This window comes from Streptomyces sp. NPDC001530, from assembly GCF_042894545.1.
GTDB lineage: Bacteria > Actinomycetota > Actinomycetes > Streptomycetales > Streptomycetaceae > Streptomyces.
Window position 1 is genome coordinate 465,835 of record NZ_JBIAVS010000005.1, and the last position, 23,723, is coordinate 489,557.

Sequence of the window (23,723 nt, forward strand, 5' to 3'; positions counted from 1 at the left end):
TGCCTTGTGGTGTCCGCGGTCGTGAGTACCGCGCTGCCACAATTCGCCTACGCTGCCTCGTCCTCGGAGGACGACGGCGGCAAAGGTGTCGTCGACACGCTCAAGGGATGGTTCTCGGACGACGACGGCGGAGGGCACGACAAGCCGCCCTCGCACGACGACTTGGACATAGCCGACCGGCAGAAGCTGCCGAAGGGCAAGAACGCACCGAAGGCCACGCGGGTCAAGGAACTGACGGGCCGGCGCACGGCGGACGCGCGTTTCTGGCAGATGTCGGACGGCACCGTCCAGGCGGAGCTGTCGGCGGTGCCGACGTCGTACCGGTCCGGGTCGGGTAAGAAGGCGACCTGGAAGTCGATCGACACGACGGTCCGCGACAGCGGGGCGAAGGGCTTCGAGTTCGCCAACACCTCCAATAACGGCCGCAGTTGGTTCGGCAAGGACGCTGACCGGCTGGTGCGGTTCGCGGCTCCCGACGGCCGTTCGGTCACCCTCGGCCTCGACGGCGCGGACGGCTCGCTGAAGCCCGGCTCGCTGAAGCCCAAGGCCAAGGGCTCCACGGTCACGTACGAGGACGTGGCGCAGGGCACGGACCTCGCGTACGCCGTCGGCCCCGGCCGGGTGAAGGAGAACATCACCCTCACCGAACGCCCCGCCGGCCCGCTGAAGTTCACCTTCACCCTGGACACCGACGGGCTGACGCCCAAGGCCCGCAAGGACGGCTCCATCGCGCTGTACGGCGAGCTGCCGCACACGCCGGAGCTGGTGATCCCGGCGCCGTACATGACGGACGCGAAGAAGGCCGACAAGTCCGTCTACGGGAAGACGTACAGCACGAAGGTCACGCAGAAGCTCACCCGGGACGGCAAGTCCTGGAAGCTGACGGTGGTGCCGGACGCGAAGTGGCTGGCGTCCAAGGAGCGGCAGTACCCGGTCGTCATCGACCCGACGATCACCATCGCGCCCTCGCCCACCGACTCTCAGGACACCATGGTCCTGTCGGATCAGGCGTCGACGAACTTCAACACCACCTGGAAGCTGTCGGCGGGCAAGACCGCCACGGGTATCGCGCGTTCGCTGATCAAGTTCCCGCTGAGCGAGATCCCTTCGGGTACGAAGATCGATTCCGCGCGTCTGGAGATGTACTTCGACCAGGCGCACACCACCAACGCCAACGACGTCACCATCGGCGCCTACCGGGCGACCGGCCCGTGGACCGAGTCGCAGGCGAACTGGACCAACACCAGTGCGCTGGTGGGTGAGCTGTCCGGCACCAGCGTGCAGGTGGACGACGGGGACGCTGGCACCACGGCCGCGGTCGGTTCCTGGCCGGCCTCGACGTCGTCGCTGACGCAGTACGCGATCGGCAGCGACTACCGGTTCAACAAGGACACCGTCGCCGGTGACACGTACACCTGGCAGCCGAACATCAAGGACGCGGGCACCTACAAGGTCGAGGCGCACTACGTGGCCGCGACCGACCGGGCGACCAACGCGCCGTACACGGTGACGTCCAAGGCCGGCACCGCGACGTACACAGTGAACCAGCAGTCGGGCACCAACGGCGTCTGGGCCGCGCTCAACGGCGGCTCGCAGATCGACTTCGCCAAGGGCACGGCGGGCAAGGTCGTCCTCGGTGACGGTCCGGCGTCCTCGACCACGGCAGTGATTGCGGACGCAGTCCGCTTCACCAACCCGGCGTCGATCGTGAAGAACGTCGGCGAGTACAACCAGTGGCACAAGTTCCCGGTGACCGACACCGTGCAGCAGTGGCTGGACGGCACCTCGACGAACAACGGCTTCGTCCTCAAGGCGACGGACGAGTCCACCGCCCCGACCGGCGGCCCGCGCTACGAGTCCGGCGACGGCGACTACGGCGGCGAGACGTCGACCATCCCGCGGCTGACGGTGACGTACGGCAAGGTCGGTACGACGCTGAACTCGCCGACCGTGGTGCACGGCACCGGCCCGGAGCTGTCGTGGAAGGCGTACAGCAACACCACCGGCGACAGCGGTCTGGACATCGTCGAGTACCAGCTGCACCGCTCCACGCAGCAGGCCTTCACGCCGTCGGCGGCCACCCTGGTCGCGCCGATCGACAAGGCCGCGACGACATACACCGACACCAGCGCCGTACCCACCCCGGGCTCCTCGGGGCAGGAGATCGGCAAGTCGTACTACTACCAGCTGGCCGTCAAGACCGCGGACGGGCAGCTGCTGGGCTCGCCGACCCGTACCGTGGGCATCCCCAAGGCCGGCCGGACGATGAAGATCATCCAGGGCTCGCAGGGCGGCGTCACCGACACCACCGTCTCCTCCACCAAGCCGGACACCAACTACGGCGCGTCGCTGACCGAGCCGGTCACGAACACGGCGCAGACCTGGCTGGAGGTGGGCAACGACGAGCCGACCTACGGCAAGACGCGTGCCCTGCTGAAGTTCCCCACCACCTCGATCCCCGCGACCGCGACGGTCCTGAGATCGGACATGTACATGTGGGGCGCGGAGACGGCCACCGGCACCGACGGCGCGATCTACGAACTCCGTGGCATGACCCGGGACTTCGACGCCGCGACGGCCACCTGGAACAAGGCGAACGCCACCACCTCGTGGACCACGGCCGGCGGCGACCTGTCCTCGACCGTCTCGAGCACGGTGCCGAGCGTCCACGACGTCGGCCGCCACCAGTGGGACGCGACCAGCCTGACCCAGGGCTGGGTGAAGACGTCGTCCTCCAACAAGGGCGTCGCGGTCAAGCTGAAGGACGAGACGGCAGGGCCCCTGGAGCACACCCTGTTCCTGTCCGCCGAGGCCGCCGACCCGCAGCTGCGCCCGTACATCCAGGTCATCTACGTCGACTCGACGACCGAGGACACGTACTACGCGCCGCAGACCCCGGCCCGCATGACCCCCAACTCCACCTACACGGTGGACATGACGGTCACCAACACCACCGCGAGCGCCTGGGCTGCGGGTGAGCGCGTGATGTCGTACACCTGGAAGCTGCCCGACGGCACGGACGTGACGACCGGCGGCAACCAGGCGTCCACGGCGATCCCGGCACTCTCACCGGGCGCGTCGGCGACGATCCAGGCGCAGGTCAACACCCCGATCAACTCGGACTCGGGCAGCAAGCGCACCCAATACGTGCTGGGCTGGGACGTCAAGAAGGTCTCCGACGGCAGCTGGCTGTCGGCCACCAACACCACGATCCAGCCGCTGAAGCAGAACGTGGCAGTCGAGGACCCCACCTCCAACACGCTGGGCCTGGAGAAGTTCTACTCCTACACAGGCAAGAACACCGGCGCCGGTTCGACGGTGATGAACAACCTGGCCTCCGGCAACAGCGTGTGGTCCTACAACGCTTTCACCAACCCGGGGCGTGGCCTGACGACGTTCGCGCGGTTCGCGTACAACTCGCTGGACACCGACAACACGACAGGTGGCGCGGGCGCGGGCTGGTCGGCGCAGCTGGGCGGGCCGATCCGGCTCGGTGCGGCGCTGGACTTCCACCCCAACCCGGTGGCGAACGCGACGGAGATCCGTCTGCCCGACGGTGACGGCACCACGCACGTCTTCACCAAACAGCCGGACGGTTCGTGGAAGGCCCCCGCGGGCGTCCACTACCGCATCACCGCGAAGGCGGGCCTGGACTGCACTCCGGACAAGGACCCGGTCCCTGACGCGTGGACCCTCCTCCGCCCGGACGGCACCCGCTTCTACTTCGGCTGCGACGGCTACCTGACGTCTGTCGTCGACAAGAACGGCAACACGCAGACGTACACCTACGAGCAGCACAAAACGCAGGGCAAGGCGGCGAAGTTCCTCGCGTACGTCACCGACCCGGCAGGCCGGCAGTCCCTGACGCTCGACTACTACAAGAAGGGCGACGCGTCGTACGACTACATCGACGGCACGGGCGCCAAGGTCACCGGCACCAGCCTGACCGACCCGGACATCTACGACCACGTGAAGTCCATCACGGACATCTCGGGCCGCAAGATCTCCTTCTACTACACGGTGCAGGGCCTGCTCGGTCAGTTCACCGACGGCGACGGCTCGTCCCAGCCGAAGAACTTCAAGTTCACCTACGACGCCACCCAGGGCAACAAGAACGTCAAGCTGGTCACGGCCACGGACCCGCGCGGCCACGACACCAAGCTGGCGTACTACGCCCCCCAGACCGGCGACGACCCGAAGTACCACTGGTGGACGAAGACGATCACCGACCGTCTCGCCGACGCCACGGGCTTCGCCTACGCGGCCGACACATCGAACACGAAGTTCGTCGACACGACCGTCACGGACGCCGAGTCGCATGCCACGAAGTACGTGACGGACGACTTCGGCCGCCCGGTCCAGACGACCAACGCCAAGACCCAAGTCACGAAGATGAGCTGGGACGCCGACAACAACGTCACGTACCTGGAGGAGGCCAACGGCGCCAAGACCGCGTACTGCTACGACCAGAAGACGGGCTACCCGCTCTGGCAGCGCGACGCGGAGAACAACAAGACGGGCGTGCCGGACCAGACGACCACCTGCGTGACGGACACCTCCAAGTGGCCGGCCAACACGGCGAAGTACGAGTACCAGACGCGCGCCAACGGCTTCTCGGCCGACCTGTTCCGCAAGACCTCCCCGCAGGGCCGCGCCTGGCAGTTCGGCTACGACTCGTTCGGCAACCTCAAGACCGTCACGGATCCGAAGGGCGTCGCGACGCCGACGGCGGGTGACTACACCACGTCGTACGAGTACGACGCCTACGGACAGCAGACCAAGGCGATCGACGCAAACGGCAACGCGACCCAGACGTCGGACTTCGACCCGGTCGGCTACCCGAAGACGGTCACCGATCCGTACGCCAAGTCCACCAAGTTCGTCTATGACGAGCGAGGCCAGGTCACCTCGGTCACGGATGCGCTGGACAAGACGTCCACGCAGACGTACGACACCTTCGGTCGCCCGCTGGTGAGCAAGGTGCCGAAGGACCAGGCGGCGGGGGTCTACATCACCACCCCGGCTCCGGTGTACGACGCCAACGACAACACCACCGAGTCGACGTCACCGACGAACGCGGTGTCGAAGGCGGCGTACGACCCGATGGACCAGGTGACGTCGGCGACCGCGCCGGCGAACAACCAGACCGCGGAACGCAAGACGGCGTACACCTACGACAAGGTCGGCAACCTCAGGACGACGACCGAGCCGAAGGGCGTGGCGACCACCGCGGACGCCACGGACTACGTCACCACCAACAACTACGACGCGATCTACCAGCTTACGTCGGTGGTGAACGCCAAGGACGACAAGGTCTCCTACGAGTACGACAACGTCGGCAATGCCGTCACGGTGATCGACCCGAAGAAGAACGCGTCGGCGGACACCACCGACTACTCCAGCAAGACGGAGTACGACCTCAACCACCGCCCGTGGAAGACCATCGACGCCGCGGGCAAGTACACCACCACGGAGTACGACAAGGACTCGATCGTCGTCGCGACGACCGACCAGGAGAGGAACAAGACCCAGATAGTCCCCGACGAACGGGGCATGACCTTCGAGGTCAAGGCGCCGTACGACGGCACGACGGTGCGTACCACCCGCTATCACTACGACCAGGTGGGCAACACCGTCAAGGTCGAGACACCGCGGGGCACCGCCACCACCGGGACGGACGCGGACTTCGCAGCCCGCACCGAGTACGACAAGCTCAACCGGCCGGTCAAGCAGTTCCAGCCGTACGACCCGGCGGACCCCGAGCACAACACGGGGGATGTCTACACCGAAACGGTCTACGACGAGGTAGGCCGGGTCAAGAAGACCTCGCTGCCGCCGGCGGGTGACCCGGCGCGCATCGACACCGACTACACCTACTTCGACAACGGCTGGATCAAGACCTCCACCGACGCGTGGAACATCAAGACGGCCTACGACTACAACAACGTCGGTCAGCAGGAGAAGCGGACGCTGACCGGTGACAACGGCACGTCGACGCGGACCATGGGCTGGTCGCACTACCCCGACGGATCCCTGAAGGCCCGCACGGACGCCGCCGGAGACCCTTCCGCGGACAGGTCGTACACCTACGACTACGACCTGAACGGCAACATGCTCAAGGTCGGCGAAACGGTCGGCAGCACCACGAGCGAGCCGTACACGATGACCTACACCGGTCTGAATCAGGTGGAGAAGGTCACGGAGTCGCTCACCGGCCAGGAGCCGAAGACCACCTCCTACATCTACGACGTCAACGGCCAGCTCGACACCGTCAGCCATCCCCAACAGAACTCGAAGTACGAGTACGACCTGCGCAACCTGCTCAAGAAGGTCACGGCGAGCCAGGTGCCGACCGACCCTCAGCCGGACATCACGCAGTTCACGTACACGGATCGCGGTCAGCGCGCCACCCTCACCAAGGGCAACGGCAACACCGTCGATTACACCTACTACGCAAACAGCGCCCCGAAGACCAGCACGGAGAAGACGAGCCAGGGCGCGCTGGTCTCGTCGCACGGCTACGAGTACGACGCCAACGGCAACAAGAGCAAGGACACGGCGTCGCTGCTGAGCGGTGACGGCGACGGGGTCCGGAACTCCGTGACCAACTACACCTACGATCCGGTCGACCGGATCAGGGAGTTGGACAAGACCGGCAGCAAGCCGCGGACGGAGCAGTACTGGCACGACGACAACTCCAATGTCGTCAAGCAGCTCTTCCTCCAGAAGTCGGAGCTGACCGAGTTCTACTACAACAAGAACCGGCTGAGCTCCTCCTCGAATCTGGTCGATTCCTCGGCCATCTACAACTACGACACCTTCGGCCGGATGAAGTCCGTCACCGAAAACGGTGGCGCCGCCGTCGAGGAGAACACCTTCGACGGCTTCGACCGGCTCATCAGCACGGTCCGCAAGGCGGGCGACAAGACAAACACGACCAACTACCGCTACGACGCACTTGACCGCACGGTCGAGAAGCGTGTCAACAACGCCTACACCGACGAGTACAGCTACCTGGGGCTGGACAGTGAGGTGTTCAGCGACGAGCTCGACGGAACCCTCGTCAAGACCTACCAGTTCGGCTTGGGAGGAGAACGCCTTTCCCAGCTGAACCACCTGAACGGCGAGAGCGGCTACTACGGCTACAACAGCCACGGCGACGTCGAGACCTTCACCAAGGCGTCCGACGGCAAGCCCAGCTCCACCTACGGCTACACCGCCTATGGCCAGGACGCCAAGGACGAGTGGACCGGCCTGGACAGCATCGTGGCGCCGGGCGACGAGGGGGAAAACCCCTACCGCTTCAACGGCAAGCGCTGGAACGCCCAGTCGGAGACCTACGACATGGGCTTCCGGGACTACAGCCCGGAGCACAACCGGTTCATCAGCCGGGACTCGTACACCGGCGCCGCAGCCGACATGAGCCTGGGTGCCGGGCCCGCCACCAGCAACCGTTACGGCTTCGCCGGCGGCAACCCGGTCAACAGCATCGAGCGGGACGGCCACGAAGCCTGCGACGTCGGCTGCCAGGCACGCAACCAGTACCAGATGGGCGGGGACTCGATCATCCCCGATCCGGAGAAGCTCGAGTTCAACGTCCAGTACCACGACGGCTCCACGGGCCTCGAGAACTGGGTGGACCCCTGGGACTTCGTCAAGGAACTGTCCGGATTCTCGGACATCCAGGGTTGCTCGAACTCCCCGTCGGCATGGCAGTGCACGATGGCTGCCGCAGCTGTACTCCCCGGCGCCGGAAAGGCACTGAAGGGTGCTAAGTGGGCCGATGAAGCCGTCGAGGCGGCTTCTGACGCTCCGAAGTTCCTGAAGAGAATGCCCATCGCCGAAAAGAACAAGTCCCGTATGGGCTTCCGATATCAGAAGCACGTGACAGGCCAGGACGATGAACAGATTTGGCGACTGAACAGCGGTATTGACAGTGGTCGCCGAGTCGAAGTCGATGGTGGGCCCACGGATGGATGGATCGTCGAGTCAAAGTGGACGCAGAACGAGTACCAATGGGAGGGAAGCCCGTATCACCCCAGTAACTACTTCAGCGAGTCGACCACGGTCGACCAGGCCAGAAGGCTGCTTGCTCTGAATTCAGGCCTCGGCGGAAATGGCGTGAGATACGCAGTGTCCAGCCCGCAGGGAGCAGCCTTCTACCGAGCGGTTCTACGGGAGTGGTTCCCTGAAGAGATGGCCAACGGTACACTCGCCGTATGGCACGTCAGCGCAAAGGGCATGCAGTAGTGGACATAGTGGCGGAAAGCATCATCGTCAGTGTCACTGAAGGTCATCTCAAGAGAAATCTTGCAGAGATGAATTCGGTGGTGCAGGAGCTCGGCTGGACACCTTCCGGTTCGGTCGCTCCTCCCGGCTGCAGACGCTGGGAGGCAGGCGGCGTGTTCCTTCACCTCGCGTCCTGGGGCAGTGGATGGGCCCTCGACTTCGTCTTCGCCGAGGTATGGCCGGAAGATGTCGATGAGTTGGGATCCGAGGCAATTGACTCGGCCATCGATGAGCAACTGCCATTCTGCCGCGAGGTCCAGGAGTCGCTGCTGCAGGCATTGCGGAGCAGAACCTCGGTTTCGGTCGGTGATGGAGCCGAGTTCGCCGACAGCGAATTCGTTGAAAGCTCCGTCTGGAATGTTGCGGGCTCTCCCCTCGCTGTGGGGATTGCCAGCAACGACGTCGACACACCGGTCCTGGTGATGGCGAGGTTGTTGCTGGGGTCCTAAAAGAGGTGCTTGTGAGGGGCCGCCAGTCTGCTGGTGGCCCCTCACTTGTTTGAGTCATCCGGAGCCCCAAATTCCCTTGCCCGTACCATGGCAGGTGCTGATGCTTGATATCGATTTGAATCACGCCTTCCAACTCGTTGAACTGGCCGCGCGATTTGAATCTCCATGGGATGCCGAACAGGTTTCCGCCGAACTCGTCCGGTCCGACTGGGAGCCTGCCGGCTCCGTATCCCTGCCGCACCCGAAGCGTTTGGCGCGCGACGGCCTCCGCCTGGGAATCACAGATTATGAGGGCCTGGTGGTGCTCAGCGTCACGCTGCAGGAGTGGAAAGTAGATTGGAACTCCCCTGATTACGTCAGCGACGTCATGGAGGGGTACCCGGAAAAGGTTCGTGATTGTCGCGAACTGGCAGGTCTGCTTGCTTCTCTGTTGGGCGAGAAGTTCGCGGTGGAGAAAGAAGAGCTGGTGCTCGACACCGACTACTTCGCATTCGTGTGGGTTGGCTGTTGGAAGGTCTCCGACGTGCACGTGATCCTAGGTCTCGAGCATCTCGATCCCGATGACACCCCCATCACGGTTTCTCTGTACCTTTGCCGTGAATCCCGTGCATGAGTTCTCAAGCAAGCACGCGATTCCGGTGTGGTCAGGGACAGCTGACGACCCTGCAGTAGCTGTGGGATCTTGCAGCGAATAGCCTCTGGTCGCGGCGAAATGGATCAAGGCGGTGCTGCCGGGCGTTGGCCCGGCAGCACCGCCTGTTACATTCCGTTCCCGCGGTGGCACTTGTGATCTCTGCAGCAGCCAACACTGCTGGCGGCGCCGAGTTGGCGCTCGATGAGCTTGTGGCGCGCTGGACGAGATGGCCTGGCCACGGACCCGTACATGGGCAACCGATTGGCGCTCGCCAGCAGGCGATATGGCGGCTGGGCCTGCCCGGTACGCCTGCCTGGCAACGCAGACGCAAGTTGGAAGAACGGTACGCTGCAAGAGCGGCTGAGTTCCATGGCCATGATGGGGGGGCGAAACGCTTACCTACCTGAACGGCCTTGTCGGCCGCACAGCACGCTGTACATGTGGGGTGCGGAGACCAAGACCGGCTCCAACGGTGCCCTCTATGAACTGCACGGCTTGAACAAGGACTTCACCGAAACGCAGGCCACCTGGAACAACGCCACCTCGACCACGCCCTGGACCACCGCGGGCGGCGACTACTCGGCGACCGTCTCGGACACCGTCGCTTCGGTGTCGGAAGTAGGCCGGCACTGGTGGGACGCCACGTCGCTGCCCCAGGGCTGGGTCAAGACCCCGCCGTCTGTTCGCCCAGGGAATCAACCCGGACACGGGAGAACCCAGTCCGTACGCGGACATGTTCGGCCCGCCGCCCTGGCTGTCCGAGAAGGATTGACCAGGATTGTTCTGTGTGACAGCTGACTGGCAAGCAGATCGGACCGAACGACCTCGTTCCCTCCTTCGGAACAGGACAAGGGCCGGTCGGCGCGCCGCTTCCCAAGCGGCGTCGCAGGATTCCTGCGGCGTTCGCTGAACTCGACGCACACCACCGCCGAATTCGTTCGGCGGTGGTGTGTCTTTCGTTGAGCCGGTGTCCGACCGGCACGGACGGCGGCCGCCAGTTCGGCTATGGATACGTGAAGCTTGCGCCGATTGTCCGCCTGGTGGCCGCCGTAGTCGGCGCTCCTGTATAACCAGGCCCTCTTCCTGATCTCCAAGGAGTGTGCGCATGAGGCCCCCTGCCGCTGTGGCCGCGCTGACGGTTCCGCTACTTTCCGCAGTTGCCGTTTCATTGGCCGGGTGCTCCCAGGGCGGGGCAACGGATGTGGTGGATCAGGGGAAACCGGCGGACTCAAGCGCCGTCGAGCAGTCCCACGGAGCTGGGAAGAGCGAACAAGCGGCGTCCGCGAAGCCCAGGACGGCCGTCGAGTTTCTCGCGCGGGCCAAAGAGGCGATGTCCGGGGAGAAGGGCTGGACGTTCGCCGTCAAGGGGAGCGAAGAGCTGGTCCTGCGAGGGCAGAAGAGCACCGCCCTCTATACGGCCACGGTGCACCGCACGACGGGCGAGTCCTGGGCACTTCACTCTGCCGGAACCACCTACAGCAAGGGCGTGGGCAGGCCCGAAGAGATCTTCGTCGTCGACGGGACGGGTTACGTCAAGGAGGGCGGACCGGAGGCCGCCTGGAAACACGGGCCTCTCACCGATCCGGAGATCGCAGACAAGGTGGAGGATCCGGTCGCTGCGCTCAACGCGTTCCAGGAGTACGCCACGGAGGAGACAACCGACAGTGCGATCTCGCTGATCAAATCGGGTGATCAGGTGGAGTTGCAGGTTCGTACGTCTTCGGCCGCATTGTCCGGAGTGCGGGAGAGGGCGGTCGTCAAGAAGGCGGTGCGCGAACTGAAGCCGACCCTGAAGCAACTGCGTGCGGCGGGAGTCACGGCCTCCGAGAGTCAGATCACCGTGGAGAACGTTGTGGAGTCGGTCGTCCTCGACGCGTCGACGTACCGGATCAATGCACACATCTTCCGGTGCGCCTTCCTCATCCCCTACGACGGTCGCAGCATCCGTTACAGCCAGGGCGTGACGGAGTCGAACCAGGGGACGTTCGCCGGAACCATTGCACTGCCGGCGGGTGCGAAGTGAGGGGGCCCGTGTGGGTGTGATCGTCCAGCGGACGGGCACGGAGTGCAGGGTGTATCTCCACTCCTGATGACTGTGAAGGTACTCGTGGACGCCGTGGTGCTCGTGTCGGTCGTACTGGCCCTCGTGCTGACCCCGCGTGTGCTGGCCCGCCGTCCTGATGCTGTCGGGGCGGCGGGCCGCTCCGTCCCCCCGCTCGCGGCACTGGCGCTCGTGACTGGCCTGGTCTACGTCAACCAGGTGCTGTTCACGGTGTACGTGCTGCGCGTGCACGACGGGGACCCGTCGTTCATCGCCCGGTACCTGCCCGCCGGGTGGTTCGACCTGGCCACGCACAACCCGGTACTGCGGTCGCTCGCCCGCGGCTTTCCCGCGCCGGAACTCCTCGCCCCGTCGGTCCTGCGCGTCCAGGCGTTCCTCGAACTCCCCTTTGTCCTGCTGGCTTTCGCCACGGTGGTGCGCTGGCTGGACCCGGGCCTGTATCGGCGGATCGCCCGGTCCGCGCTGCTGCCGCTCGCCGCGGTGTCGTACACGGTCGTGTTCTGCGTCGTCGAATGGGACCTGAGGAACCCCTACACGACCGACGACATCGCCATCCGGGCCGCCTCCGCCGTACTCACCCCCCTGCTCATCGCCCGTATGGCGGCCCGTGACTCCGCAGAGACGCGGCCACCGACCGCATTCCGTCTGCTGCTCTTCATCGCCTCACTGGGCGCCCTGGGTGTGCTGGTCCTCGTCGGTTACGACACGGCGTTGCTCTACAACCTGGGCAGGCTGCCCGGGCGAACTCCGCTGGCGCTTGCGGCCATTGGCGCCCTGGTGGTCCTCCGCCTGACGGCTGCCCGGCTCCCGGTCCGCCCTCCCGGGCCGGGGCCCGCGATCACCTTCGTGGGGCTAGCCGTGTCCCGCTGGCTGGCCCTCTTCTTCGTTCCCGCTCTCGCGATCCGGTACGGCGTCACCTTTGGAACGCCCGCATTGGCCGCGGGCGGGGGCTTGCTGACCATGGCGGTGGCCGGGCTGTACGCCCTGCGGGATGCGTCGACGACGGTGGAGGGTCGCCACCGATACGGGCGCGTCCTTCGGCTGATGGCTCAGCTCGGCGGCGCTTCGCTGGCCGGCGCCGGTGCGGCGTACATGGCCGCTCGCTGGGCCACGGGCTCGTACTACGAAGTGTCGCTGCTCCTGGCGAGCGCCGCGTTCCTGTTCACGGCGATTGTGGTGTGCGGGCTGACCGATGTGGCCGTCAGGCGTGGGCAGTTGGACATGGAGTGAGCTGCTCCTGGCTCCGGAAGCATGTCTGTCTCACTGCGTTCGCTATGGGCCACTGGTGGCTGAAGAGCCGATCGAGCTGATCCGCCGGAGGGCGAGGGCCATAGCGTCATCCTCCGGATCACCGGAAGGGAACGCCGGCAGGGTCCCGCCGCGGCCTATGCCCCTGAGTAGAGGCGCTGCAGGTCGACGAGAACGACTTCGCCGCGGGTGGCCGCCACGTGCAGGGCCGGGGTGAAGCCGACGCCGCTGTAGCAGGCGGGGCGGGTGTGGCTCGTGTCGATGCCGCGGGCGGCCAGGAGGCCGAGGATGTGGCGGAGGCGGTCGAGGTGGCGTACATCCATGACCTTGTGCCACTTGGCCTCGCCAATCGACAGCAGGATGCCCTGGTCCTGGCCGACCGCGCCGCGTACGACGACGTCGACTTCGTGGGAGGTGCGGGCTGTGGGGTCGGGGACGGTTCCGGTGGTGACGTCGATCGGTAGCCCTCCGAAGGTCTCCGGATCTGCATGCCAGGAGACCCACTCCCGGCACAGCCGCTCGAAGTGCGGGCCGACCACCTTGCTGAGGAACGTGTGCCGCCCGCGTTCCCAGACTTTTGCCGCACCACCGGGGCGAGCGAGGAAGGCGGCCTGGGGACGTACCACCGCGTGGTGGAAGGCGATCAGCGGCTCGGCGATGCGGTAGGCGGTGCGATTGCGCCGGAATGCGTCGGGTTCGACGGTGAGCAGTCCGCATTTCCGTAGAACCGTGAGCGGGTGAGAGATGTCGGTGGCCTTGCGGCCCACCGCGCTTGCGATGCCTCCGCTGGTGTTGTTGCCATCGCTGACGGCGGCCAGCACCGAGTGGTAGAGGGAGCGATCGCGCAGGTCCGGTTCGGAGGCGAGGAGGAAGTCGGCCTCGCTGTGGATCGGGCGCATCGGGTTGAGCACGGTGCGGCGGATCCAGTCGTCGAAGTCATCGAAACCGGCGGGGGTGTCGTCGCCGACGAACTCGCGCCGGTAGGCCGGGGTTCCGCCCACGACCGCGTGAACGAGAGCTGCAAGCCGCGGATCGTCGCTGCCCCAGAACTCTGCGGCCTGACGGAAGTCGAGCGATTGCACGACCAAGTTGAGCGAGGCCCTGCCGTAGAGAGGGGAAGTACCGGAGAGGAGGCCGCCCATGAAGGACATGGCGCTACCGCAGAGCAGGATGCGTGGATGCCAGCTGTGGTGGGCGGCATCACGGCGGACGCCGATGGCCCGCTGGAGCAGTGACGGGAGGGCAGGAGACGACCGGGCGAGGTACGGGAATTCATCGATGACGATGGTCGTCGGCCGTTCGGCGGCCAGATTGAACAGCAGCTGCAGTGCGTCGTCCCAGTGCTTGAGGCGGTACGGGGCCGGGGCCCCGGTGTGGTCGGCGATGGCCGCGCCGAGCAGGCGTAGTGATTCCGTCTCGGAAGCCTCGGCCGCCGCGAAATAGAAGCCGCCGGTGGCCTCTGCGAGCGACTGAAGAAGGAAGGTCTTGCCCTGGCGCCGTCGCCCCGACACAACGGCGAGTCGCGGTCCGGCGCCCTCCCCGGTCGCGAAGGCCGTCAGCTCGCTCCACTCCCAGTCGCGGGCGAACATGTCGGAGGGTTTCAGCAGGTTGCGGTGTCGGGGACGCGTCATGGGAACCTCGCCTGTCTTCCAGACTCTTAGAATCGTACTTCTAGGAAGTGTGTTCCTAAGAACGAGGACGAGGCCCATTGGACACGGCTCCCCCTGCGCCGTCATGCCAGCGGCTTGGCCGCCACCGTGTCGATCAGGGCCTCCGCTGCCCCGGGGGCGTCGGCGAGGCGGCCGGCCTCGCGGATCTGGTCCTCGGTCATGGCTGCGCGCTTCGCCAGTTGGATCGCCAGTCCCGATGTCAGTGGTCGCTGCCATGATGCCCGGCACCATCGACAACACGGGAGCAGAGCATGGTGGAGCACGCGGTACGGCCGATAGTCGAGGCGCTCGTCGCGAAGGCCCCGAACGGTTGGTCGCATGCGGTACTGCATGGCCGAGCAGGGCGGGGCGGTAGCTCGGTGACCGGCGGCTACAACCGGCGCAGGGAGCACTGGAACGTCGGCATGCCCAACCTCCACGTGGAACTCATGGCACTGGCGGAGGCGCTGCGCGAAGACCGCGGCTGGGAACCCGTCAGCCTCGAGATCCGGTGCCGGCCGTCCGGCGAGTACCGGCTCGTCGCCTTCCACGACGCCATCAGCTATGTGACCGGGATGGGCACCGGCTTCCAGGTGGTCCTGGACCCCGACTACCGGTTGCCCCAGCCCGGCCTGCGCCAGGAGCCCGGCACCGCAGCACCGGCAGGCGACGCCGAGCCGGCCGTGGCCCGCTTCCGCGCCTACCTCGAGAGGCGCGCCGCGATCCTGGGACGCCCCGACGAACTGCCCCCGCCCGCTACCGCCGCCGCGATCGACGAAGCCGAACGCCGCCTCGGCCGCCGCCTGCCCGCCGATCTGCGGGCGCTCTACCTGATCGCCGACGGCGACGGCATCGGCTACGAGAACCGCTACCTGTTCCAGGGCAACGCCTGGCTGTCCCTGGAGAGCCTCGTCGCCGAGCACACCGAGTGGGGCGCGGGCGAACGGCCCTGGTACGGCTGGGACCTGGAATGGGACGCCGTCGTCTTCGATGCCACCCCCGCCGATACCGTCCGCCGCTGCGGAGGCCACCCCGGCTGGTTGCGCTTCGCCACCAGCGAGGACGGCAACTTCCTGGCCGTCGACACCGCCCCGGCCCAGGGCGGCCGTCCCGGCCAGATCATCCGCACCGGCCGCGACTACGACGAGGGGCCCGCCTACGTAGCCGACTCGATCACCTCACTCCTCGGCCACCACCTGGAACTGCTGGAGCAAGGCGCATACGAGAAGCACGGCGACCACATCTCCCTGCTCGAACCCACCTGTGATCCCGACCCCCAGCAGATCATCGGCGACATACCCGACGAGGTCCCGCCCACCCTCCAGGCCCTCCACATCAACAACGCCACCGGCCTCGTCGACCTCGCCCCGCTCACCGCCGCCCCCCACCTCCGCCGACTGCACCTCAATCGCTCCACCACCGCCGACCTCACCCCGGTGCGCGAACTGCCCGTCGAATCTCTGCGCGTCACCCTCGACCACGGCGATCTGACCCCGCTCGCGGGCCACCCCCACCTCGCCTCCCTCGACCTGACCACCACCGTCCCGGTCGACCTCACCCCGCTGCGCACCGTCCCTCACCTGCGCGGCCTCGACCTCTCCGGAGCCGACGTCCCCGACCCGACCGTCCTCGCCGAACTGGCGGACCTCCGCTACCTCTCCCTCACCCCACGCCAGTGGACCACTCTGCTGAACGAGGGCAGAGTGCCCCCCGCCCTCACAGCCGCCCGCCTGGCCGACGCGGACGCCACCCTCGACGACGCCCTCGCCTGGGCAGCCCGCCTCGGCCTCAACACCGAGAACGCCCTCCGCGTCATCGGCACCCTCAAGACCGTGGGCGGGTGACATGCGTCCGTTTGTCTTGAATGTGCGTACGTTCGCGACCGCGTCACGCGCTCCTGTATAACCGGGCCTCTTCATACGGCACTGGGGAGCCTGAAATGAGAGCCCACTTCGGACGCGTGGCGTTGGCCGGTGTCCCGCTTTGCATGGCGCTGGCCGGCTGTTCCGCCGACGGCGGGGCGGGGGCGTCGCCGAATGCCGCGGAATCGGTGGATTCCGCGGTGCGGGTGACTCCTGAGGCGAAGAGGGAGCAGCGGCCCGCGGCGCCCAAGACGCCCGGGGAATTCCTGGAGCGCGCCCGGAAGGCGATGGACGCCGAGGACGGGTGGACCTTCGCCGTGAAGGGGAACGAGGGGCTCGTACTGCAGGGGCAGACGAGCGCCGCTTCCTATACGTCCACCGTCCGGCGGACCCAGGATCCCGAAGCCCTCCACTCGACGGGGACCATCGTCAGCAAGGGGGCGGGTAAGCCCGAAGAGGTCTTTGTTGTCGGCGGAGTTGGCTATGTGAAGGAGGGAGAGGCGGGCGCCGGGTGGAAGAAGGGGCCCGTCTCCGATCCGGACATCGCCAACAAGGTGGAGGACCCTGTGGACGCCCTTGAGGCGTTCGAGAGTTACGCCAAGGCGGGTGAAGGGGCCGTTGAGCTGGTCAAGGCGGACGGCGATGTGCGGCTTCAAGTACACGTCGCCTCACGGCGGTTGGCCGAGGTCGAGGACCGTCCCGCCGTCGAGAAGGCCGTACGTGAACTGGAGCCGACCCTCGCCCAACTGCGGAAGGCCGGGGTCACCACGGGCGAGAGTCAGATCCTCCTGGACCGTCTCGACGAGGTGCTGGTCCTGGACGCCAAGACCTTCCGGATCACCTCCCACCGCTTCGAGTGCAGCTTCCTGATCCCCTACCAGGGGCGGACCATCGCCTACAGCCAGGATGTCCGGGAGGAGAACCGAGGGGTGTTCGACGGGGACATCCGGCTGCCGGAAGGCGTGACCCCGTGACGGATGACGAGGCCGTCCAGGCTGTCCGGGGGTGCGCCGGGGCGCTCAGCCTTCCTGCCCCTGCGACGCTTGAAGCGGTCGCGGAGGCAGAGAGCGTCATCGGCTTTCCTCTTCCGCCGCTCCTTCGGCGCCTCTACCTGGAGGCGGCGAACGGGGGGTTCGGTCCGGACGAGGGCATCCTGGGCGTTCGTGGAGGGGCCTCCCAGGCCGACTGGAATCACCTCGCCGAGACCTACGAAGACGGGCCGGATCCCTCCGGCCACATCCCCGCCGGCCTGGTGCCCGTCTACGACTGGGGCTGCACCGTCTGGCCCTTGGTGGACTTCCGCGATCCCGCCGGGCCGATGTGGTGCACCCATGAGGGCGAGTGCTGGCCCCAGGACATCAACTTGGCGGAGTGGCTGACCGCGACCATGGCCGGCGCACTGACCGTCCACGACCTTCTGGACAGCGAGCCCGAGCCCTCAAAGGGCGATCGTCTTGACCTCCGTGACGAATGACGTCCACGCGGCGGCCGTGAAGACGACGGCCGGGCCATGCGGGTTCTTGCACGAGTGGCGGGAGCAGGGGGTGCGCGGGCTGTGGGCGACCGTGCAGCTCGTGTCGAATGAGCCGCTCACCGGGGAGGAAGCGGCGGCGTTAAGGACTCCGGCGCAGGTGGCCGTACCGGACTTGACGCCCGCGGTCGTACGGGCTCCGGTTCCGGCGGGTGGATCTCCGGCCGTCGGTGAGCCGACCGGTCGGGCCGTCGGTCGTCATCCAGAATCCCCCGTTCCGGAGAACACCTCCCACCATCCGGCGCGCACGGTAACGGCCACCGCCGAGCAGCAGGCCGCCGCCCGCCAACTCGTCGAGTCGCTCGACGACTTGGACGCCCGGCTCCGCGTACCCCGCGGCATACTGCCGCAGCTCGCCGCGCTGGCGGCGGAATGGCTGGCGTGCGGGCACACGGTGGCGGACGTCCGGGAGCAGGTGTGGCGCAGTCTGCCTGGGCGGGGTCAGTCCATCCACCGGCCCGGCGGGCTGGTGCGCTACGTGCTGCGAGAGATCCCGCCCGTGGCCGCCCCGCCCATTGCCGGGGCTCCGGCGATGCCGACGCCCCGGGTCGCGCAGATGCGGGAGTGCGAGGGGTACCACGTGCAGGCCCTCCTCTTCCGCCCTGTGGCGGACGAGGTGCTGTGCCGAGGCTGCCGCCGTGCACAGGCAGTGGATACAGGGGGCTCCCCGGCGGTCGCGTCCGTGGCGGCGGCCGTACGCGGCGCGGCGGCCGTCCGTGCCGCGCTCCAGCACTGAGTTCCGGGTCCGATCAGTCGCGCAGTAGCTCCTCGCCGCCGAGGATCAGGTCGCCGAGGATCAGCATGTCGGCGACGAAGCAGGTGACCTCGCCGTCGGCGTCGCGGCCGATCCATACCGGGTAGGTGCCGTCGCCCATGCCGCTCGGGTAGGCGATGAGGTTGCCGCCGGACTCCGGGTCCTCGCGGACGAGGATGCCGTCGGGGTCGGCTTCCCCGGTGAGGGTGTTTCCGCGGCCGATGAGCTGGGGAGCCGTCGCGGCGTCGACGAAGCAGCCGGTGCCGCTGTCCACGCCGAACCCGTAGAACTCGTCGTTCCGCAGGGTGCGCGGGTCCTCGCCGGGGCGCAGGGCCAACTCCCATGCCGCCGTGGGCTTTTCGGAGATGAGGACGCGTGCCGCGGTGTGGTCCTCGATGTGGGTCGGCGTGCCCTCGTACTCGCCGGCGTAGGCGGCGGTGGCGATCTGGGTGCGGTAGTCGCCTGGGGGTACGGCGACCGTGAAGGGCTTGCCGGGAGTGATCCAGCTCGGGTCGCAGGCGATGACCTGGCCGGTCGGGAGGCGCAGCGGACCGGCTTCGATGATGCGCTGGACGATGTACGGGCCCGCGTCGCCGTCGTACGGCGGCGGGAAGCGCGTGCCGGGCGTGAACATCTCGTCCAGGTGGCGGGGGCGCATGGGGGTGGGCGGCTGCCAGTTCGCGGTCGAGAGGGCGGTGGCGAGGGGCGTCGGATTCGTCTCCGGTGCTTCCCGTAGGGCGTCCGGGAACTGCCCGCCGGTCACGAGAGCCACCGTCCACTCCCAGGCACCGAACTCGGGTGCCGGTACCCAGCGCTCTTCCTGCGGCATGTTGGCCATGGTGTGCCGCGAGCCGCCCCCGCTTCCCCGCGGTTCGGACACCTTGCGGCCGCGACCGTCCGGGTAGAGGTCGACCCGGACCCGTCCCGCCTGCCCCGCGAACTCCGGCATGTCCTGCGTGTCGTACCGCCACCGCGCGACGTGGCGCAGGAACAGGCGCTCGGGCTCCAGACGGCGCAGGTCGAACTCGCGGGTGCGCCGGCCCTGGTCGTCGTACGCCCAGACGCCGAAGTAGCCGTGCGCCCAGGCGATGTGCAGCACCGCGACGGGCTGCGGGCGTCCCTCCCCGCGCAGTACCACGGCGTACGGCTCGCCCGCCGTGTCCCGGGCCGCGGCCCGCTGTCTGCTCATCGGGCCGAGAACCGTGCGGGACGCGGCGTCCCAGTCCTCCCCGTACGTCACATCGATGATCACGTATGGTCCAGCGCGCCGCTGTCCGAAACAGTCACAGGGCGGGTGGGCGCGCCCCCTGCGCCGAGCCCGAAGGGGGCGCGCCCGAGTGTCAGAGAACCTCGACCGAGGGCTTGCCGTTCGGCCCCACCGTGATGCGGTGCGTGGTCCACGTGCCGTCCGTCGCCTGGCCGACGGCGATGGCGTCGCCGCCCGGGGTCTGGGCGATCTGGGGCTCCGCGGCGGGGAGGAGGGTGCGCGGGTCGCCGCCTGCGAGGGGCGTGGCCTGGAGGGGGCCGCCGGGGCCCGGTGTGGTGCCGTACGGCGGGCGGTAGGAGGTGAGGAGCCACTCGCCGGCCAGGCCCACGAAGGCGGTGCCGGTCGAGTACTGCGGTACGGGTACCGCGGTCTGCGTGCCGGTCGGGTCGTCGCGTCGTACGACCCGGGCCTGGCTCGCGCCCTCGTGGTAGACGGCGATGTGTGTCGGGGAGAGCGCCGCCTGGAGGTAGAGGGAGTCGTCGTCGGTCGCGTGCGTGGAGATGGTGGTGATCGTGCCGGTCGTGAGGTCGAGCAGGCCGATGTCGGTCGCGTGGCGGAAGCGGATGAGCGCGGAGGTGCCGTCACCCGCCAGCACCGTCTGCTCCTTGGTGAGGGGCTCGGGCGGGTCCACGGCGAGGTCCGACGTGATCGTTCCGTCGTCCGACACGTGCAGGACGTGCAGGCGGAACGCCTGCCACACATCGTTGTACTCCTGCGTGATCAGCGTGGAGCCGAAGGCGGCGGCCACGTACTGCCCGTCGGGCACGGTGACGTCGATCGTCGCGCCGGTCGCCAGGTTCCGCAGCTGGGCCTGGCCGCCGGCGTACTGCTGCGAGGTGAGGACGGTGTCGCTGCCGGTGCCGTAGTACCCGTACTGGCCCGGAAGCGCGCCGCTGTAGGTGTCGAGCGTCCGCTCGGTCCCGTCGTAGCCGCGCCAGGTGTACGGCCCGGCCGAACCGTCGGCATTCGCGCGGCGGTGCAGATAGCCGGTGTCACCGGCGGCGTAGAGGGAGTCCTGTACGTACTGGACCGGAGCCGGATCCGTGGTCTTCGAAGCGGTCGAGGTGGTCGAGGCGGCGATGGTCTGGGCGCTGAGAGCGACGCCCGACGCGCTCGCGCTCGGCGCGACGGTGACCACCGTCGCGGCGGCGAGGGTGAGCGCCGTCAGCAAGGCTGCGGTGGGCGGAAGCGGGTGCCTTCGCGGCATGCGGACCTCCAAGTGGTGGACAGGGGACGGCGGTTGATGCCGGGCCCGCTCGTCGCGGGCGGCCGTCCGTCGAAAGCGCGCGAAGTTAACACGTCCCGCGATCGCACTTCCATTCGAATCTCATGTGCCAATAATTCAGGGCAAATAGCGCCGTAGACGCTTGAGGGAGGCGAATGGTTGTACGAGGCCGTACAGCTCACCGCATGACCTTTGTCACTTCCGTCACACGTGATGTTCGTCGTCGTCGACCCGCTGGGTCTGGTGGACCCATGGGGACGACAAGGGGGGCGGGGAGTCATGGAGGAGCGGGCGCCGGTCGAATGGCGGATGCGACGGTACGCGGCGCAGTTCGTGCGGCAGATCACGGCGCGGCACCGGCTGCCGCTGGACTACTCCGAGAACAGCCTCCGCGTGGTCGACTTCATCGTCGACGGGCTGCGCAAGGGGACGCCCGACCGCGGCAGCGTCCAGCCCGTGCTGTTCGAGCTAGGCGCCTACGCCGGTGAGGTGCTCGTGCGGCGCGCGGGGGCCGAGTGGGTCGAATTCGACGCCGATCAGCGGGAGTTGTTCGGCCAGCCCGTCGGCGTACGGATGCCCGACGGACGCGTGTGGAACCCGCTGGGCAAGGTCGTGAAACGTTTCGAGGCGGGCGAGCGGGAGTCCGTACGAATGCTGTACCTGCAGCTGCACGGGCGGGCGTCCCGGCCCCTCGCCTGCGAGCAGCGGTCCGCCTGAGAGGCCGCCGAGGCCTGAGAGGTCTGAGATGCGTGAGATGTCCGGGACCGAGATGCCTGAGACGTCCGGGATCGAGATGCCTGAGACGTCCGGGACCGCGACGCCTGATACGTCCGGGACGTCTGACGCGCTGTGACATTTCTGTGCTGCCTGGCGCTGATGACCATGGGGGTGCCGATGCGGCCGACCGTGTCGACAGTGCAAATTCGGGCTAACTCGGTACGAACGAGGACAGTGTTGGGCCAGGGAGGGGAATCCCGCCGCGTGCAGGCGTACGACGGGGAACTGGGCGTGGCCGTCGCGCGGGCGCAGGAAGGGGACGAGGCCGCCTTCGCGGTCGCGTACCGGATCGTGCAGCCCGGACTGCTCGGGTACCTGCGCGGAATCGTCGGCGACGACGCGGAGGACGTGGCGTCCGACGCGTGGCTGGAGATCGCGCGGGATCTGGGACGGTTCCGCGGGGACGGCGCCGGGTTCCGCGGCTGGACCGCGACCATCGCCCGGCACCGGGCGCTGGACCACCTGCGGCGGCTGAAGGTACGGCCCCGGGGGACGACGATCGAGCAGGACGTACTGGAGCTGCCGGGCACGCACAGCACGCACGACGAGGCGCTGGAGGCCCTCTCCACGGAGTACGCCCTGGAGCTGGTCGCGCGGCTGCCGCGCGACCAGGCCGAGGCCGTGCTGCTGCGCGTCGTGGTCGGCCTCGACGGGCCGGCGGCGGCGCGGGTGCTGGGCAAGCGACCGGGTGCGGTGCGCACCGCCGCGTACCGGGGGCTGAAGAGCCTCGCGCGCCACCTCGGCGCCCGGGGTGTGACGGATGAGGGACCCCAGACGCTGGGGGAGTCGGGATGAACGGCAAGAAGTCGTCGCACGGCCGGCACAAGAAGTCGTACGGCGAACACATGAAGTCGTGCGGTGGACACAAGAAGCCGTACGGCAGACGCAAGAGGTCGAACGGCGAGCACAAGAAGTCGTCGAACGAGCGCGAGAAGTCCTCGATCGAGAAGGAGAAGTCCTCGATCGAGAGCGAGAACGACAACGAGAAGTCATCGGGCAGAGATGGAACGGGACATGGGTGAACGACACAGCGACGGCGGGCCCTCCGACCGTCGGGTCGCGCACCCGGCGAGTCCCGCGAGCGAAGGGCACGCCCTGGAAGCGCGTGCGCCGGAGGCGACCGCTCCTGACGTGACCGCCATCGAGGTGCTGCTCGCCGCCGTCATGCGCGGCCACGGCACCAACGCCGAGGCGGAGGCGCGGGCCGTCGCCGCCTTCCGCGCCGCGCGAGACAGCGGCGTGCACGCCGCGCGTACCCGGCGGCGGGACGACTGGCGGCCGCGGGAGCAGCGACGGGTGGGCCGCTCGCTGAAGGCCACACTCGCCGTGCTGCTGGCGAGCCTGACGCTGGGCGGGGTCGCCGTCGCGGCCATCGGTTCGTCGTCGGACGACGACGGGGACGACCAGGGCGGGAGCAGGACCCAGCCGTCGAGCAGTGCCCCGGACCAGTCGGCCTCCGAGGCCACGGAGCCCGGTTCCGGTTCCTCCGCCCCCTCCGCCTCCGCGCAGGCCGGCGCTTCCGCCCACCCCTCCCAGGCGCAGGACACCGAGGCCCGCTGCCGCGCGTACGAAGAGGTCAAGGGCCGGGGTCAGGCGCTGAACTCGACGGCCTGGCAGCGGCTCGTCACCGCCGCGGGCGGCGAGGACAAGGTCGCGGCGTACTGTGCCGAGCAGTTGGGCGAGGACACCGAGCCCACGAACACGCAGTCGGAGAAGGCGGACAGCGCCCCGAGCACGGCCGCCACGGCCACGGACGGCGCCACGTCGTCATCGGCAGCGACGGCGGCAGCGACACCGAGGCCGACAAGGACCAAGGGCAAGCAGTAGGGCCCACCGGCGCCCGGGAGAAGCAGGAGAGTCCAAGCCGGAGAGCCCAAGTAGGAGAGCCGCAGGCCCGGATGCAGGAAAAGCTCCGCCGGAAGGCCACTTCAAGGCTCCTTCGGCATGCCCGTCGCACGCCCGCCCCTCGCCGATGG

General features: G+C 67.9%; 18 protein-coding genes. 14 read left to right on the forward strand and 4 right to left on the reverse strand.

From position 1 onward, the window contains the following. Window positions 1-21: 21 nt before the first annotated feature. The 6 genes from ACFY0T_RS12745 to ACFY0T_RS12770 all read left to right on the forward strand — a co-directional run bounded on the left by ACFY0T_RS12745 (window position 22) and on the right by ACFY0T_RS12770 (window position 12,664). The gene (locus tag ACFY0T_RS12745) at window positions 22-8,250 is read left to right on the forward strand and encodes a DNRLRE domain-containing protein (RefSeq protein ID WP_388868176.1); all 8,229 of its coding nucleotides are present in this window, start codon (window positions 22-24) and stop codon (window positions 8,248-8,250) included. After that, a complete protein-coding gene (locus tag ACFY0T_RS12750) occupies window positions 8,220-8,738 on the forward strand; it encodes a hypothetical protein (protein ID WP_388868179.1) in 519 nt (172 codons plus the stop codon). Before ACFY0T_RS12745 ends, ACFY0T_RS12750 begins: the two co-directional genes overlap by 31 nt. Before the next feature lie 100 nt (window positions 8,739-8,838). Then, a complete protein-coding gene (locus ACFY0T_RS12755) occupies window positions 8,839-9,351 on the forward strand; it encodes a hypothetical protein (RefSeq protein ID WP_388868182.1) in 513 nt (170 codons plus the stop codon). A gap of 270 nt (window positions 9,352-9,621) precedes the next feature. Next, window positions 9,622-10,170, forward strand: coding sequence for a DNRLRE domain-containing protein (locus ACFY0T_RS12760; RefSeq protein ID WP_388868185.1), 549 nt, complete (start codon window positions 9,622-9,624; stop codon window positions 10,168-10,170). A gap of 532 nt (window positions 10,171-10,702) precedes the next feature. Continuing rightward, window positions 10,703-11,395, forward strand: coding sequence for a hypothetical protein (locus ACFY0T_RS12765; protein WP_388868187.1), 693 nt, complete (start codon window positions 10,703-10,705; stop codon window positions 11,393-11,395). Window positions 11,396-11,461: 66 nt separating this feature from the next. Further along, window positions 11,462-12,664: a hypothetical protein gene (locus ACFY0T_RS12770; RefSeq protein WP_388868190.1), complete on the forward strand. Its 1,203-nt coding sequence runs from the start codon at window positions 11,462-11,464 to the stop codon at window positions 12,662-12,664. 155 nt (window positions 12,665-12,819) lie between these two features. Here the strand turns inward: ACFY0T_RS12770 and ACFY0T_RS12775 are convergent, their stop codons facing one another. Continuing rightward, window positions 12,820-14,313, reverse strand: a complete 1,494-nt coding sequence (locus ACFY0T_RS12775) for an ATP-binding protein (RefSeq protein ID WP_388868192.1) — start codon at window positions 14,311-14,313, stop codon at window positions 12,820-12,822. Window positions 14,314-14,603: 290 nt separating this feature from the next. On the opposite strand from ACFY0T_RS12775, the gene ACFY0T_RS12780 reads away from it, so the two are divergent. From ACFY0T_RS12780 to ACFY0T_RS12790, 3 genes are all read left to right on the forward strand, one after another. Beyond that, window positions 14,604-16,175, forward strand: a complete 1,572-nt coding sequence (locus ACFY0T_RS12780; protein WP_388868195.1) for an SMI1/KNR4 family protein — start codon at window positions 14,604-14,606, stop codon at window positions 16,173-16,175. A gap of 95 nt (window positions 16,176-16,270) precedes the next feature. Further along, window positions 16,271-17,167, forward strand: coding sequence for a hypothetical protein (locus ACFY0T_RS12785; RefSeq protein ID WP_388868199.1), 897 nt, complete (start codon window positions 16,271-16,273; stop codon window positions 17,165-17,167). Then, the gene (locus ACFY0T_RS12790; protein WP_388868201.1) at window positions 17,164-17,667 is read left to right on the forward strand and encodes an SMI1/KNR4 family protein; all 504 of its coding nucleotides are present in this window, start codon (window positions 17,164-17,166) and stop codon (window positions 17,665-17,667) included. The genes ACFY0T_RS12785 and ACFY0T_RS12790 overlap by 4 nt, the downstream gene beginning before the upstream one ends. On the opposite strand, the gene ACFY0T_RS12795 is transcribed toward ACFY0T_RS12790, so the two are convergent. Then, complete coding sequence (locus tag ACFY0T_RS12795; RefSeq protein WP_388868204.1) at window positions 17,632-17,787, reverse strand: DUF397 domain-containing protein; 156 nt, start codon at window positions 17,785-17,787, stop codon at window positions 17,632-17,634. The genes ACFY0T_RS12790 and ACFY0T_RS12795 overlap by 36 nt on opposite strands. Window positions 17,788-17,824: 37 nt before the next feature. Here ACFY0T_RS12795 and ACFY0T_RS12800 point away from each other — a divergent pair, with 37 nt between their 5' ends. Further along, the gene (locus ACFY0T_RS12800; RefSeq protein WP_388868207.1) at window positions 17,825-18,460 is read left to right on the forward strand and encodes a hypothetical protein; all 636 of its coding nucleotides are present in this window, start codon (window positions 17,825-17,827) and stop codon (window positions 18,458-18,460) included. Between the two features lie 13 nt (window positions 18,461-18,473). On the opposite strand, the gene ACFY0T_RS12805 is transcribed toward ACFY0T_RS12800, so the two are convergent. After that, entirely contained in the window at window positions 18,474-19,730 is a 1,257-nt protein-coding gene (locus ACFY0T_RS12805) for a DUF4241 domain-containing protein (RefSeq protein WP_388868210.1), read from the reverse strand. 88 nt (window positions 19,731-19,818) lie between these two features. Beyond that, on the reverse strand, window positions 19,819-20,952 hold the full coding sequence (locus ACFY0T_RS12810; protein ID WP_388868212.1) for a hypothetical protein: 1,134 nt from the start codon (window positions 20,950-20,952) through the stop codon (window positions 19,819-19,821). A gap of 297 nt (window positions 20,953-21,249) precedes the next feature. Here ACFY0T_RS12810 and ACFY0T_RS12815 point away from each other — a divergent pair, with 297 nt between their 5' ends. The 4 genes from ACFY0T_RS12815 (at window position 21,250) to ACFY0T_RS12830 (ending at window position 23,574) form a co-directional block, all read left to right on the forward strand. Then, complete coding sequence (locus tag ACFY0T_RS12815) at window positions 21,250-21,687, forward strand: hypothetical protein (protein WP_388868215.1); 438 nt, start codon at window positions 21,250-21,252, stop codon at window positions 21,685-21,687. 237 nt (window positions 21,688-21,924) lie between these two features. After that, complete coding sequence (locus tag ACFY0T_RS12820; RefSeq protein WP_388868217.1) at window positions 21,925-22,542, forward strand: RNA polymerase sigma factor; 618 nt, start codon at window positions 21,925-21,927, stop codon at window positions 22,540-22,542. Next, on the forward strand, window positions 22,539-22,769 hold the full coding sequence (locus tag ACFY0T_RS12825; RefSeq protein ID WP_388868220.1) for a hypothetical protein: 231 nt from the start codon (window positions 22,539-22,541) through the stop codon (window positions 22,767-22,769). The genes ACFY0T_RS12820 and ACFY0T_RS12825 overlap by 4 nt, the downstream gene beginning before the upstream one ends. Beyond that, on the forward strand, window positions 22,762-23,574 hold the full coding sequence (locus tag ACFY0T_RS12830; protein ID WP_388868223.1) for a hypothetical protein: 813 nt from the start codon (window positions 22,762-22,764) through the stop codon (window positions 23,572-23,574). The genes ACFY0T_RS12825 and ACFY0T_RS12830 overlap by 8 nt, the downstream gene beginning before the upstream one ends. The last annotated feature ends 149 nt before the right edge of the window (window positions 23,575-23,723 follow it).